Source organism: Micromonospora sp. WMMD729 (assembly GCF_049315225.1).
Taxonomy (GTDB): domain Bacteria; phylum Actinomycetota; class Actinomycetes; order Mycobacteriales; family Micromonosporaceae; genus Micromonospora.
Genome location: NZ_CP186059.1, coordinates 1,638,577 through 1,652,176, shown reverse-complemented (window position 1 = coordinate 1,652,176; position 13,600 = coordinate 1,638,577). Strand labels below are relative to the sequence as shown.

The window sequence follows — 13,600 nt, the reverse complement described above, 5'->3', positions numbered from 1 at the left end:
ACCGTACGGCGTTGACTCGGGGCCGCGAAGACGCGACGCTGTGGCAGCGCTCCCATCGACGGGCTCCTATTCGGAAGGAATGCTCGTGCGTCCCCACACAGCTGTACTCCCGGTCGTGCTCGCCACGGCCCTCGGCGGTCTGGCGCTACCGGCGCCGGCCCTGGCCGCGACCGGCCCGGCGTTGACCGTGGACACCACCGCCGCCCGGCACCAGATCAGCCCGTACATCTACGGCATGAACTTCGCGGACGAGGCCCTGGCCCGCGACCTGCGACTGCCGCTGCACCGTTACGGCGGCAACGCCACCACCCGCTACAACTTCCGTGCCGACACCACCAACCGCGCCGGAGACTGGTACTTCGAGAACATTCCCAACGACAACGCGAACCCCGAGAACCTCCCGAAGGGCTCGGAGTCCGACCGGTTCGTGCAGCAGAACAAGGCCACCGGCGCCGCCACGGTCATGACGATGCCGATGCTCGGTTGGATCGCCAAGGACCGGTCGCGGGCCTGTGGCTTCAGCGTCACGAAGTACGGTCCCCAGGAGTCCACCGACCCCTGGGCGCCGGACTGCGGCAACGGCAAGAAGCCGGACGGATCGCTGGTCACCGGCAACGATCCGGAGGACACCAGTGTCGCCGTCGGTCCGGAATACGCCACCGACTTCGTCAACCACCTCAAGGGCCAGTTCGGCGCCGCCGCCGACGGCGGGGTCCAGTTCTACAACCTGGACAACGAGCCGGACCTGTGGCACGCCACCCACCGCGACGTCCGGCCGGCCGGGCTGGGCTACGACGAGCTGCGCGACCGCACCTACGCGTACGCCGCCGCGATCAAGGCCGCCGACCCCGGCGCGAAGACGCTCGGTCCGGTCGGCTGGGGCCTGAACTCGATCATCTTCTCGGGCCTTGACCAGGACACCTGCTCGCGCACCGGCTGCTGGTCGAACCCGCCGGACAAGGCCGCACACGGCGGCCAGGACCTCGGCCCGTGGTACCTGGACCGGATGCGCGAGTACGAGCAGCAGCACGGCACCCGACTCCTCGACTACTTCGACGTCCACCTCTACCCGCAGCAGTCCGGTGTGTTCGGGGACGCGGCCGGCGACGCCACCACCCAGGCGTTGCGACTGCGCTCGACCCGCCAACTCTGGGACACGACCTACGTGGACGAGAGCTGGATCAACAGCCCGGTCCGGTTCATCCCGCGCATGCGCGAGCTGGTCGACCAGCACTACCCGGGCACGAAGATCGCGATGACCGAGTACAACTGGGGCGCCCACGGCTCGCTCAACGGTGCGCTCGCCCAGGCGGACGTACTCGGCATCTTCGGGCGCGAAGGGCTCGACATGGCCGCTCTCTGGACCGCGCCCGCAGCCGACCAGCCGGTGGCGAACGCCTTCCGCATCTACCGCAACTACGACGGCGCCGGCGGCGCGTTCGGTGAGACCTCCGTCCAGGCGACAAGCGCCGACCAGGGCAAACTGGCCGTGTACGCCGCCGAGCGCAGCGCCGACAAGGCGCTCACCGTGGTCGTGGTCAACAAGACCGGCGACGACCTGACCAGCCCGGTCAGCCTCGTCGGCGGCTCCGCGAGCACCGCCCAGGTCTACCGGTACAGCGGGGCGAACCTGGCCGGCGTCGTCCGGGAGGCCGACCAGCCGGTGACCGCGGGTGGCCTCACGACCACCTTCCCGGCCAACTCGATCACCCACCTGGTGCTGCCGCGCGCCACCACGCCCGGCGACACCACGCCGCCGACTGCCCCGGGCAAGCCGACCGCCGGCACGATCACCAGCGACAGCGTCGCGCTGTCCTGGACGCCGTCCACCGATGACACCGCCGTCACCGGCTACGACGTGCACCGGGTCGACACCGCCGGCACCGTGAAGGTCGGCAGCGCCACCGGCACCGCGTACACCGTGACCGGACTGACGCCGGACACCCCGTACACCTTCGTGGTGACCGCCCGCGACGCGGCGGGCAACGTCTCGACGGCCTCGCCCGGCCTGACCGTGCGGACCGCGCCCACCGCGCCCACCGCTCGCTGCACGGTCGGCTACACGGCGAACAGTTGGCCGGGTGGCTTCACCGCGACGGTGACGATCACGAACACCGGCGCCACCGCGATCGACGGCTGGAAACTCGCCTTCGAATTCCCCACCACCGGCCAGAAGGTCAGCCAGGGCTGGTCGGCCACCTGGAAGCAGAGCGGGACGACCGTCACCGCGGAGAGCATGAGCTGGAACGGCAAACTCGGTCCCGGCGCGTCCGCCGGCATCGGTTTCAACGGGACCTGGAGCGGCACCAACCCAGCGCCGACCGCGTTCACCCTCAACGGGCAACGCTGCGGTTGACCTGAGTGACCGTGCCGCCGCCGTGGACATCGCGGGGCGGCACGGTTTCCGGGTTGTCCGGCAGGGTGGACGCGCCGGCAGATCAGGCCGCTGCCCGCTCGTCCTCGGGCGTCACCACGATCATCCGGCGACGCCGGGCAGCGAGGATCAACACGCCTCCGGCGGCCAGCGCGGCCATGCCGATCCCGCCGAACAACCCGGCCTCCGGTCCGGTGACCGGCAGTCCCCCGCCGCTGCCACCGCCGCCGCTGTTGCCGCCGTTGCCGTTACCGCCACCGCCGTTGCCGCCGCCGCTGCTCTTCGCGGCCAGCACCACGGCGAACCCGTCCTGATTGTCGCCCGGGTCGACGTCGCCTACCCGTACCGCGACGGCATTCGTGGGCAGCTCGATGCGCGGTGGTCCGGAGCGGCTGTCCGTCGACTGCTCGGCAAGGCCCTCCACCCGCACGCTTCCGCCCCGCAAGGTCGCCGGCGCGGCGGCGGATGCGGGAGTCGTCACCAGGTGGTACAGCTCGACCGCCGAGTAGATCGTGTCGTTCGGGTCGGTGTCCTCGACGACCGGAACCAGGGTGAGGTTCGGGTAGGTGCAGACCGCCGACCGCCCCCGATCATCCAGCACGCACGGGGCCGGCTGCCTGGTGAACGTCACCCCGGCGGGCAGCCGCAGCGTGACTCGTACCCCACGCACCGCCGTGCGGCCCTGGTTGGCGACGGTGTACCACACCGCGCCCGTCTCACCCGGGTGCAGCGTTCCGGTGGGCACGGGCCTGCCGTTGGCACCTACCCGTACGGACTGCTTCACGTCGCGGGCCACCAGTGAGAGGTCCGCCGTGGGCTCGTCGACCAGCATGAGCGGGAACGACCTGGTGTTGTCGGCCGGATTCGCGTCCTCGTCCGGTCGGATGCTGACCGAGACTTCGAATTCGCCCTCGTAGGGGGCCCGCCCATGGACGATCGCGTCGATCGGAACGTCGACGGTCTCGCCCGGGCCGGGGACCAGCTCCGGCGACAGTCGGCAGTAGAACCCGCCGAAGTCGCCGTCGCACTCGCCCACTCCACCGCCGGCGTGCCACAGCAGCGCGACCGACATGGGATCGGGGCCCTCCGGAGGCTGACGGACGTTGACGACGACGTCAGTCGGAGTCTCGTCGCCCAGGTTGCTGATCTTCAGATGGACGACTTTCCGCTCCACCCCCAGCGCGATCCGCGTGCCGGACGCGTCGACCGCGAGATCCGGGCCCTTCTTCGCCGCCTGGGCCGGCACCACCGGAACGGCCACCCCGGCCAGGAGGACCAGCGCGACCGCGACACCGCGCGACATCCGCCGACTAGTTCTGGCCATGGCGCAACCCTCCGGGACGCACGGACAGTGCCGGTGAGCAGACTATCGGCAATCGACGGCCATCGGTGTCCGACGCCCCTGCTCGCGCGGGCCGACGACGGAGACGGCTGCGGCCACTACCATGCGAGCGTGGCTCACGTTGCCTCGGCCCGCAGGCCGATTCGGCTGCTCATCGCGGCGGTGGTCCTGCTGGCGACCGGTGCGGCCACGGCCTGGGGCGTCGGCGACACGCTGGGGCTCAGCCACTCTCCCGCCGCCGTGCCGCACGAGGAGGCCGTCGCCGCGCCGGCGCGGACGCCCGCTCCGGTCCCGCCGTTGTCGTCCCTCGTCGTACCCGACAATCCGCGCCTCACCAAGGCCGCGGCCGCCGTCGCCGACGCGGTCGTCTCGCGCGGCCTGCCCCGGCCGGTGCTCGCCCCGGCCGGGTCCGCGACGGCCGGGGCGGGCGCCGGGACAACGCGCGTCGCGGCCCCGGACATGTCGGCCGTGCGCACGGTACGGGCGGACGTCCTGGCAGACCTCGGCGGCACGCCCGAGTCGTACCGGCTCGACGTGCGCGGCGCCGAACTGAGGGTGCACGGTGGTGACATCGGCGGCGTGGCAGCCGGGCTGTACCGGCTGGCCGACCGGATCCGCTCCGGTGCCGCGGTGCTCCCGTCGGCGGACGTGGGTCGGGTGGTCGTTCCCCGGCTCGGCCTGCGGCTGACCGACCTGGGCTCGGTGGGGCGCGAGCCCGACCCGGCCGCCTTCGCCGCGGGCGACGACTACGGCCTGAACACCGACGTGGTCGCATCGGCGGTGCTGCCGGACGCGCCGTGGGTGGACGCGAACGCGGTGGCCCGCATCGACGCGCAGTTCCGGCAGTTCGTCGACCACTCGGTGGCGCAGGGCTTCAACGGGGTCGTCGTACCCGGCTTCCTGGAGTACGTCACGTTCGCCAAGGTTGGCGACGGGCGCGCGGTCTATCCGCCCGGCGACCCGCACGTCGACCGGGTGCGGGCGATGGTCGCGGCGTTCGGCCCGGTCTTCCGGTACGCCGAGGACATGGGGATGAAGGTCTTCCTGCTGACCGACATGCTCGCGGTGTCGCCTCCGCTGGAGGAGTACCTGACCCGGACCGTCGGCGGCCTCGACGTGGCCGACCCTCGGCTGTGGTCGGTCTACCAAGCCGGCCTGGCCGAACTGTTCGAGAGCATGCCGTTCGTCGACGGCCTGATGGTCCGCATCGGCGAGGGCGGCGAGGTGTACGCCGACACCGGTTGGGACTACTCGTCACGGCTGGCGGTCACCACGCAGACGTCCGTGCGCGCGATGCTGCGGGCACTGCTGGACACGGCGGGCCCGGCCGGCAAGGAGATCATTTTCCGGACCTGGACGGTGGGCGTCGGCGCCGTCGGCGACCTGCACACCAATCCGCAGTCGTACGCGCAGGTCCTCGACGGGCTCGACGACCCGCACCTGATCGTGTCCACCAAGTACACCCTGGGCGACTTCTACAGCCACCTGCCGCTGAACACCACCCTGTTGGGCGGCGCGCACCGCCGCATCGTGGAGTTCCAGGCCCGCCGCGAGTTCGAGGCGTTCGGCTCGCTGCCCAACGACCTCGGTCCGCTGCACCGCGAGGCGCTACGCGCGTTCCTCGCCGCCAATCCCCACGTCGAGGGGGTGTGGAACTGGACGCAGGACGGCGGGCCGCTGCGCGCCGGACCCATGTCGCTGTACCTGCGCGCCGGGTTCTGGCAGCTCTACGACCTCAACACGTACGCCGTCGGCCGCCTGGCCTGGGATCCGCAGGCCGACCCGGGGCAGGTCACCGCGGACTGGGCGTACCGCACGTTCTCCGGCGACCCGGCCACCGTCGCGGCGATCGGGCAGGCCATGGCCCTGTCCCGGCAGGCGGTCACCAAGGGCCTCTACATCGGTCCGTACGCCGATGAGTCGGTGCGGGCGCTCGGGCTGGAACCGCCGCCCATGATGTGGATCTTCGAGTGGGACATCCCGACCGGCGACTCCGCCGCGCTGGACAGCATCTACGCGGTGACCGGCGGCCGCGTCGACGAGGCGATCGAGGAGGGCGCCGAGGCCGTCACGCTGGCTCGGCGCATGCGCGACCTGATCACCGCGACCGACCCGACGACGTGGCGGGACGCCGAGCTGCGCGACCGCTTCACCGCGACCCTCGACTACCAGGTCGACCTGTTCGAGACGCTCAGCGCGTACCGGGCCATGGTGTTGCGGCACGCGCAGTGGCTCGACACGGGTGACTCGACCGTCCGCCATGCCTGGCGGCAGGCCACGGCGGCATACCACCACGCCCGCGACGCGCACCGGCAGCGCTACGGCGCCGACCTGGACCTGCCGGCGTACAACTTCACCGCCGCCGACCTGGGGGCTCGGCGCGCCGACCGGGACCCGGCGATGGCCTGGGCCGCCCGGGCGATGCTCGGGTCGATCCTGCTGGTGCTGCTGCTCGGTCTGCGCGGGCGCGGGTTCGGTGCGGCCGCCGCGCGCGGGTTGCTGCTCGGCGCGTTCCGGCCGTGGCGGGTCGCCGCGCTGCCGACGCCCCGGACGCGGGCGGACCGAGTGCTGGTATGGCTCATCCCGGCCGTGGTGCTGGTGACCAGCCGGCTCGTGTTGACCTGGTTCGCCGCACCGGCGCACCTGCTGGTCACTCTCGGCGGGTGGGCGCTGTTCGCCCTCGTCGTACGCCTCGTCGTCGGCCGCCGGGACCCGTTCCACCTGTGGGCCGCGCTCGGCGGCGTCGCACTGCTGCGCAGCATGCTGCTGCTCGCAGCGCTCGCCGTACGCGGGCCCGGCGGCTACTGGTTCGCCTTCTGGGCCGCGCCGAGCCTGCGCGCGGCGTACGTCACCGTCGCGTTCGCGGCGTTCTGCTGGCTGTTCGTGGTCGTCGCCGTGGTCCTGCGGGACCGGTACGGCCTGCGCCGCCGAAGCGCCGCCGGGTGCACCCTGGCCGCCGCCGGTGTGCCCCTCGGCCTGCTGTCCGCCCTGGTCTCGGTGGTGGGCCTGGAACGCGCGCTGACCGTGTGGAACGACCAGCTCGCGCTGCTGCCCTGGGGGCTGTCCCGCATCCTCGGCATCACCGTCTACCTCGGCATCCCCACCCGGCTTCCGGTGTACACGGCCGCCGCCGGACTCGTCCTGACGGTCGCCGGCCTGCTCCTGTCACTCGGTCGCCACCGACGATCCGCCCGATCGCCGGCACCGCACGGCGGATGAGTCAGCCGCCGGAGCCCTCCTCCGCGCCGTCACCGTTGCCACCGTCCAGCTCGACATGCTGATGGCCCTGGCCGGCATCGATGTTCACCTGGTCGAGCTGGGTCGCCGCGACGGACCAGACCGCCGTCGCCTGGGCTGCCTGTCGCTTCGCCAGGGCCGTCAACGCGGCCCGCTGCGCGGGCGGCCCGGTGATCGCGAGGAGGTACGTCTCGACAGCCAAGGATGCCTGCTCGACGGCCCCGCGCAGCCCGCCGCGCGCCACGTTCGTCGCGGTGGTGCCGGACGGGGGGTCGGCGAACGGAGCCGCGGCGCGCTGCATGGTCTGTTGCCACTGGCGGGCCTGCTCGAGGCCGGGCTGCCCGCCGGTCGGCGCCTCGGCCCGCAGCGCGGTGAGAACGGGAGCGACCTCCACCCGAAGCCGGCGGGCCGTCTCCGTCAGCTCGATGATCTGCTGAGTGTCGCGCTGCGCCTCGGCCTCGCGGATGTCGGCGGCTGCCGACTCGACGCGGTCCGGGCCGTTGGCGGCGTAGCCGGCAGCACCGCCCACGAGGAGCGCCGCGAGCCCCACGGCCACGATGACGACGGCGAGCCGAGCGCCACCCGTCTTCGGAGTCGGCAGCTGATACGAGGGCTTACCGGTACGGCGCGACACGACATCTCCCTGCGTCGATGAGATCTCGGACGCAGCCTAGCTTTTCCGTCCGATGTCGGTCGATACCTCGCACGGATCACCCGTGCCACCGGTGGGAGACCGAGGAGCGCTCGGAACCCACAGTGGATGGCACAGACCGAGTCCTGCGCGAGAGTGGAGAGATTCGAACTCCCTGAGCGCGAACGCACCGGGGTTACAGCCCGGCCCACCTCGCCATCGGTGGCGCACTCCCTGGGTCGGCGGCCGAACCGTTGATCTGCCGCCCCTCATCGGCCGCGAAAGGTGTCGATTGGACGACGCTGGAATGGTCGCGCGTGCGGGACTCGAACCCGCTTCACCAGCTTGAAAGGCTAGGGGCCTACCCATGACCGAACGCGCGTGTGCGTGCCCCCGGCGCGATTCGAACGCGCGACCCCCAGATCCGTAATCTGGTGCTCTGTCCGCTGAGCCACGGAGGCATGGTGTCGTCGGAGAAAATCGAACCCCCGATCTCTGCGTTGTTGCCAGCTTGGCCACGACGACATGGCGCTGACGGCGGGACTCGAACCCGCGACCGCCTCGCTGACAACGAGGTGCTCAAGCCGCTGAGCTACGCCAGCTTGGGACGAATGAGTTGCTGATCCATCGTGTTTCTTAACCGTGCGTGCGCTCGGGGGGAGTCGAACCCCCATGCCTCTCGGCACACGGACCTGAGCCGTGCGTGTCTACCTGAGTTCCACCACGAGCGCGTGGTGCCGACGCCCGGTGTCGATCCGGGTGCCTCCCGGTTATGAGCCGGGCGCTCTGCCGTTGAGCTACCTCGGCCCTGACGCCCTCGACACGAGTCGAAGGCCGCGTGGCACTGTGCTTGCGTAGGCCGTACGGGGCTCGAACCCGTAACCTCTCGGCTGAGAACCGAGTGAGCTGCCACCTTGCTCCAACGGCCCGTGGCGCCGCCGAAGATCGCGGTCGCGCGCCCATGGTCCGGGACCGGGGTGTCGAACCCCGTATCTCTCGCTCCCAAAGCGAGCGGGTCAGCCGTCTCCCCCGTCCCGGAGGTGATGCCCCCGGCCGCCCGGGTGAGCGCCGGCCGGGGTCTTACCTGTGCCATCCACTGTGGAGTTGACAATCTGCGACGTCGCCGGCCGCAGCCGGGATCCGGTCATGGAAAGTGGTGCTTCACCAGTTGAGCTACGCCCGGGCAGTTGCTCGACAACGAGAAAGCCGCCCTGTCCCAGTCCGGGCGGGCGGCTTCGCAGCTTGCGCTGGCGCTATTCGCGCCGCCACCCCGGCTTCCCGTCCCGCTCACTCGCGGACAGATCGTCGGCCCGCCCGGTCGAGGGCAGTAGCACGACACCGCCGCGCGGCATGAGCCACGTGGGTTCGGTGTAGACGTACTGCAACACGGGGAGCTCCTTGGCTTGTCGGGTCGGCCTCGCGCATTCAAGGTAGGCGCTGCACCGATCGACGGGCAATTGATATTCCGCGGCACGCACCGTGCCGGGTCAGCGCATTGCGGCCGTGACGTCCGCGGCGACGGCGAGCGGATCCGTGAGCGGTCGCTCCAGCAGGCTTACGAGGTCAGGACCGGTGGCGTGAAGGAATCCGTGGCGGACACCGGTGGCGATCGAGGCGAGCATCGGCGGCTGGAACGGCAGCAGGTCGGCGTCGCCGAGTAGGCGGGCACGGTACTCGCCGAGTTCGACGGTGCGGTGTGCGACGCCGAGACGGTCGGCGATGTCGCCAACGGTGATCGGAGTTCCGACCAGGTCGTAGACCTTTCCGGCGTGTGCGGCGGGCGCGCTTGCGACGACGGCTGCGGCAGCGGCCAGGTCGGCCCGCGCCACCGCGGCGAGCGCGCCGTTCCCGAACGCCGATTCGAGGCCGTCAGGAGTCCACGCGAGCAGGGCGCCGAAGAGTTCGGCGTACAGCCCGTTCCGCAGGATCGTCCACGCGAGCCCACTGGTCGTGATCATCTGCTCGGTGACCCGGTGGGCGAGCGCGAACCCGAGATGATCCCCGGCGCTGGTCAGGCTGGTGTACGTCACGTGGGTGACGCCGTCACGACAGGCGGCGTCGAGGACGGCCCGGTGACGCGCGATGACCGTGTCGTCCTCGGCATATCCGGCCGAGACCAGGACCAGGGTCGTAACGCCGGTGAGGTCGAGCGTTGCGGGATCGTCGAAGTCGAGGTGGCGCTGCGCGCCGGTGGGCGTGCGGCTCCCGCCCAGGGCGGGCGTCCCCCGTTCGGCGAGTTCTGCGAGGGTGAGCGAAGCGAGCTGCCCCGTGGCGCCGGTCACCATGATCATTGCGGATCGATCTCCTGCCGTGGTTCTCTTCGGTAACTACCGGGAAGCCTGGGCCCAGGCCCGGCGGCCCACAAGGAGGCAGTCTCGTGTCACCAACGCACACCGAAGTAACCGCGGAGGCCGCCGAGCTCGAGCCGTGCGGACAGCCCGATCACCCGGACTGCGGCATCCGAGACGTTCTTGACCGGGTCGGCGACAAGTGGTCCGTTCTCGTGATCGTCGAACTCGCCGCCGGGCCGCGCCGCTTCCGCCAACTCCAGCGCGCCATCCACGGGATCTCTCAGCGCATGCTGACCCTCACGGTGCGCCGCCTGGAACGAGACGGTCTCGTCCTGCGGACCGTGTATCCGAGCGTGCCCGCCCAGGTCGACTACCGCCTCACCGAGACCGGCGCCAGCCTCACCCACCTCGTCAAGGCACTCACCGACTGGTCGCTGGCACACCGCGAAGCCATCGCCGCGGCCCGTCAGGCCTACGACAGCGACCACCCCGACAACGACATCCGGTGACCTGCGGCGCATTGTCGCCGTGCTGACCCACGCCGGCCGGACGGGTGCCGGCGTCGGCATCGCCGATGGTCCTCACCGCCCGGCGTCGTAGGCGCGCCGGGCTCGTTCCACCTCTGGAAGGCTGGCGTCGGCCCATGTGGCCAGGTGGGCGAAGAGCGGACCGAGACTGGCGCCCAACTCGGTGATCTGGTACTCGACCCGAGGCGGCACCTCGGCGTGGTAGGTGCGCGTCACGAGTCCGTCGCGTTCGAGTTGGCGGAGCCGCTGCGTGAGCACCTTGGGCGTGATGCTGGTCAGTCGGCGCTCCAACTCCACGAAGCGCTGCCGGCCGTATTCGTGCAGAGCCCACAGGATCGGCGTGGTCCACCGGCTGAACACGATGTCGACGACCGGCGCTACCGGACAGGCCAGCTCGGGATCTGTCGAACGCTGCACGTGCCCTCCGTCACATACCCATTACTATCCTCTAGGTACCTACTATATCGACGCTACTAGCGTTTCCGGCAGCCGCGCGAACGACGCGGTCGAACTGGAGACACAGACATGTTCGTCGTGGTTGGAGCCACCGGAAACGTCGGCAGTACGCTCACGTCGATCCTCGCGGCCTCGGGCGGTGAGGTGGCGGCGGTATCCCGGGGACGACGCCCGATCGCCCTGCCGGACGGGGTTCGCCACCACCGCGCGGACCTCGAACGGCCGGAGAGCCTGAGCGGGGCGCTCGCCGGCGCCGACGCGCTGTACCTCCTCGTCGAGGGCGCCGGAGCTCATCTCGACATGCGCGACATCTTGCGGGTCGCCGCAGCCGGTGGCGTGAGGCGCATCGTGCTGCAGTCCTCGCAGGCGGTCGTCACACGTCCCGACTCGCCGTCACACGCGCCCCTGCACGCCATCGAGGACCTCGTCCGCCGATCCGACCTCGGCTGGACGATACTGCGCCCCGGCGGCTTCGCCTCCAACGCATTCGCCTGGGCGGAACCGGTGCGGAGCGCCCGGATGGTGGCCGCGCCGTTCGGCGACGTCGGTCTACCCGTGGTCGACCCGGCCGACATCGCCGAGGTGGCGGCCGCGGCCCTGCTCGACAGCTCGCACGTCGGCCGCACCTACGAGCTGACCGGCCCGACCCTGAGTACGCCTCGCGAACGGGTCGCCGACCTCGCCGCCGCGCTCGGCGAGCCGATCGGCTTCGTGGACCAGACGCCCGACGAGGCCCGTGCGCAGATGCTGCGATTCATGCCGCCACCGGTGGTGGAGGGCACGCTGGCGATCCTCGGCACGCCCACCGAAGCCGAACAGCGGATCAGCCCAGACGTCGCCGAGATCCTGGGCCGATCACCACGCCCCTTCATCGCCTGGGCGAAGCGCAACATCGACGCCTTCCGCTGACGCCTCGGCGCTTCGCGTCAGGCCGCCGAAGTGAAAGGAGCAGCGACCTTTCCGGGCAACTGTCGCTGGCAGTTGTCCTTCGACATCAAGGCTCGCTGCACCGCAGTGGTGGCCAGCACCGTTCCCGGCGGCCTGTCGACGATGTCCGCCACGAGGTAGCTGCACCCGCCACGCGGTATTCGTACGTCTGCTCGTCGACGAGCTCACCGGGCGGATGAGCGGACCGCGTCCGCGCCGTGCTCAGCTCAGCTCAGCTCGACCGTACCCACGATTCGCGTGGGGGCGACGGAGCCGCCCACGGGTTCGTTGGAGACGCCGAACGATCCCGCCTCGGCAACCGGGCCGATGACCGTGGTCGACGCCCTGACTCCCTCGGCCAGTCGTCCCACCTTGCGGGGCTCGCTGCCGCGGATGAGCCACAGCTCGTAGATCCGCCCGGGGCCGGGCTCGGGCAGGTCGCGCAGCAGCACCACCCCACGGTCCCGGTCGCGGGAGACCACCACGGTCGCGGCGCCGCCGGGTGGCAACGACCGCTCGAACACCCGGGTGTCCGGGGCGTCCAGGACGGCGGCGATCTGCCGAGCCTGCTCGCTGCTGGCCTGCTCGTCGCTGACCCGATCGTTGGTCACGGCCCAGGTGGCCGCGCTCGCGCCGCCGGCCACGAGAACGGCCGCCGCGGCGGCCACGGCGAGGCGTCGCCACCTGCCTGCCTGCCGGGTGGCGCTGTCCCCGGCGGCAGCGGAGCGCACCTGCGGGGTACGCGCCGCCTGGACGAGGGTGCGCTCACGCAGACCCGGGGGCATGGCCTCGACGACGGTGTCGTCGGCGAGCCGTGCGACCGTCTCCCGTAGCTCGGTCACCTCCAGCCGGCACGACTCGCAGTCGGCCAGGTGCCGCTCGAACGCCGCCCTCTCGAGGTCGTCGACCGCGTTCAGGGCGTACGCGCCGGCGAGGGTGTGGATGTCGGCGCTCATGCCCGTCCTTCCATCTCGATGCCCAGGCAGTCGCGCATCCGGATCAGTCCGTCGCGCATCCGTGTCTTCACCGTCGGCAGTGGGGTCTGCAACTTCTCGGCGACCTCACGGTAGGTGTGGCCCCCGTAGTAGGCCAGGGTCACCGCCTCCCGCTGGACCGGCGTCAGTCGGCCCAGACAGCGACGAACCTGTTCGCGCTCCAACCGCGCGGTGACGTCCTCAACGACCTCGTCGTACGGGACGTGCGTCTCGGTAGCGGCGACCCGCTGTGCGCGGTCGGTGTGGGCCTGCTCGGAGCGCACGCGATCCACCGCCCGGCGGTGCGCCATGGTGAGAACCCAGGCGGAGGCCGAACCACGACCGGCCTCGAAGCGGTCAGCGGTGCGCCACACCTCGACCATCACCTCCTGCGTCACCTCCTCCGCCTGTGCCGGGTCGCGCACAACGCGGCGGGCCAGCCCGAGGACCCGGCCGGCCATGGCGTCGTACAGCGCCGCGAACGCCGCCTCATCACCACGCGCCACCCGGGACAGCAACTCGTCGGGGCTGGGCGGCGTCACGGTGTCCGGCCGCACCGAACGTAACCGCCGCGCGTGTTCCGGGTCACCGCTCATCCTCGGTACGTCCTCTCCTGTGCTGGCGGCCGTGCGATCCGTCGCCACGCACTCGATTGCTAGCCGGCATGCGCGTGAGCGAGGCGCGCGTGGACGATGACATTGTCTCGACAGCGCCCTCCACAGCTGCGTTTCCGGCCTGAATTCGGCGTCGACACCCTCGTCGGGTCATGAGGGATTCGTGGCGTGGCGGTCGCTGGACTGGTGCCGGACCGGATTCTTTTCGACCATGTCGCTGGCGGCCA

11 protein-coding genes and 8 tRNA genes are annotated in these 13,600 nt (G+C 71.2%); 4 read left to right on the top strand and 15 right to left on the bottom strand.

Annotated features, from left to right (window positions below; all coding sequences use genetic code 11):
- Positions 1-85 precede the first annotated feature (85 nt).
- Complete coding sequence (locus ACN263_RS07670; RefSeq protein WP_422739103.1) at positions 86-2,356, top strand: glycoside hydrolase family 44 protein; 2,271 nt, start codon at positions 86-88, stop codon at positions 2,354-2,356.
- A gap of 82 nt (positions 2,357-2,438) precedes the next feature.
- On the opposite strand, the gene ACN263_RS07665 is transcribed toward ACN263_RS07670, so the two are convergent.
- On the bottom strand, positions 2,439-3,698 hold the full coding sequence (locus tag ACN263_RS07665) for a hypothetical protein (RefSeq protein WP_422739102.1): 1,260 nt from the start codon (positions 3,696-3,698) through the stop codon (positions 2,439-2,441).
- 129 nt (positions 3,699-3,827) lie between these two features.
- On the opposite strand from ACN263_RS07665, the gene ACN263_RS07660 reads away from it, so the two are divergent.
- Positions 3,828-6,935 (top strand): hypothetical protein, encoded by a 3,108-nt coding sequence (locus ACN263_RS07660; protein ID WP_422739101.1) that lies wholly within the window; start codon positions 3,828-3,830, stop codon positions 6,933-6,935.
- Position 6,936: 1 nt separating this feature from the next.
- Here the strand turns inward: ACN263_RS07660 and ACN263_RS07655 are convergent, their stop codons facing one another.
- From ACN263_RS07655 to ACN263_RS07605, 11 genes are all read right to left on the bottom strand, one after another.
- Entirely contained in the window at positions 6,937-7,587 is a 651-nt protein-coding gene (locus tag ACN263_RS07655) for a hypothetical protein (RefSeq protein WP_422739100.1), read from the bottom strand.
- 148 nt (positions 7,588-7,735) lie between these two features.
- Positions 7,736-7,819: transfer RNA gene (locus ACN263_RS07650), tRNA-Tyr, on the bottom strand.
- Between the two features lie 73 nt (positions 7,820-7,892).
- Positions 7,893-7,966, bottom strand: a tRNA-Glu gene (locus ACN263_RS07645).
- 6 nt (positions 7,967-7,972) lie between these two features.
- A tRNA-Arg gene (locus ACN263_RS07640) sits at positions 7,973-8,045 on the bottom strand.
- Between the two features lie 65 nt (positions 8,046-8,110).
- Positions 8,111-8,186 (bottom strand) — tRNA-Asp (locus ACN263_RS07635).
- A 45-nt stretch (positions 8,187-8,231) separates the two neighbouring features.
- Positions 8,232-8,315, bottom strand: a tRNA-Leu gene (locus ACN263_RS07630).
- Between the two features lies 1 nt (position 8,316).
- Positions 8,317-8,391: transfer RNA gene (locus tag ACN263_RS07625), tRNA-Met, on the bottom strand.
- Between the two features lie 48 nt (positions 8,392-8,439).
- Positions 8,440-8,513, bottom strand: a tRNA-Glu gene (locus ACN263_RS07620).
- A gap of 33 nt (positions 8,514-8,546) precedes the next feature.
- A tRNA-Pro gene (locus tag ACN263_RS07615) sits at positions 8,547-8,622 on the bottom strand.
- 449 nt (positions 8,623-9,071) lie between these two features.
- Positions 9,072-9,875 (bottom strand): hypothetical protein, encoded by an 804-nt coding sequence (locus ACN263_RS07610; protein WP_422739099.1) that lies wholly within the window; start codon positions 9,873-9,875, stop codon positions 9,072-9,074.
- 89 nt (positions 9,876-9,964) lie between these two features.
- Positions 9,965-10,147 carry a hypothetical protein gene (locus ACN263_RS07605; RefSeq protein ID WP_422740910.1) on the bottom strand — a complete coding sequence of 61 codons (183 nt, stop codon included), beginning with the start codon at positions 10,145-10,147 and terminating at the stop codon, positions 9,965-9,967.
- Here ACN263_RS07605 and ACN263_RS07600 point away from each other — a divergent pair.
- A complete protein-coding gene (locus ACN263_RS07600) occupies positions 10,088-10,384 on the top strand; it encodes a winged helix-turn-helix transcriptional regulator (RefSeq protein WP_422739098.1) in 297 nt (98 codons plus the stop codon). The genes ACN263_RS07605 and ACN263_RS07600 overlap by 60 nt on opposite strands.
- Positions 10,385-10,456: 72 nt before the next feature.
- On the opposite strand, the gene ACN263_RS07595 is transcribed toward ACN263_RS07600, so the two are convergent.
- Positions 10,457-10,819 (bottom strand): winged helix-turn-helix transcriptional regulator, encoded by a 363-nt coding sequence (locus ACN263_RS07595; RefSeq protein WP_422739097.1) that lies wholly within the window; start codon positions 10,817-10,819, stop codon positions 10,457-10,459.
- A gap of 108 nt (positions 10,820-10,927) precedes the next feature.
- Here ACN263_RS07595 and ACN263_RS07590 point away from each other — a divergent pair, with 108 nt between their 5' ends.
- Entirely contained in the window at positions 10,928-11,767 is an 840-nt protein-coding gene (locus tag ACN263_RS07590; RefSeq protein ID WP_422739096.1) for an NAD(P)H-binding protein, read from the top strand.
- A 245-nt stretch (positions 11,768-12,012) separates the two neighbouring features.
- Here the strand turns inward: ACN263_RS07590 and ACN263_RS07585 are convergent, their stop codons facing one another.
- Both ACN263_RS07585 and sigK read right to left on the bottom strand, forming a co-directional pair.
- Entirely contained in the window at positions 12,013-12,741 is a 729-nt protein-coding gene (locus tag ACN263_RS07585) for an anti-sigma factor (protein WP_422739095.1), read from the bottom strand.
- Positions 12,738-13,355: an ECF RNA polymerase sigma factor SigK gene (gene sigK, locus ACN263_RS07580; protein ID WP_422739094.1), complete on the bottom strand. Its 618-nt coding sequence runs from the start codon at positions 13,353-13,355 to the stop codon at positions 12,738-12,740. The genes ACN263_RS07585 and sigK overlap by 4 nt, the downstream gene beginning before the upstream one ends.
- Positions 13,356-13,600: the final 245 nt, after the last annotated feature.

What these genes read in the sequence shown, in the direction of transcription:
- sigK (WP_422739094.1), bottom strand. Translation starts at nt 13,355, where the DNA reads ATGAGCGGTGACCCGGAACACGCGCGGCGGTTACGTTCGGTGCGGCCG.
- ACN263_RS07590 (WP_422739096.1), top strand. Translation starts at nt 10,928, where the DNA reads ATGTTCGTCGTGGTTGGAGCCACCGGAAACGTCGGCAGTACGCTCACG.
- ACN263_RS07665 (WP_422739102.1), bottom strand. Translation starts at nt 3,698, where the DNA reads ATGGCCAGAACTAGTCGGCGGATGTCGCGCGGTGTCGCGGTCGCGCTG.
- ACN263_RS07610 (WP_422739099.1), bottom strand. Translation starts at nt 9,875, where the DNA reads ATGATCATGGTGACCGGCGCCACGGGGCAGCTCGCTTCGCTCACCCTC.
- ACN263_RS07585 (WP_422739095.1), bottom strand. Translation starts at nt 12,741, where the DNA reads ATGAGCGCCGACATCCACACCCTCGCCGGCGCGTACGCCCTGAACGCG.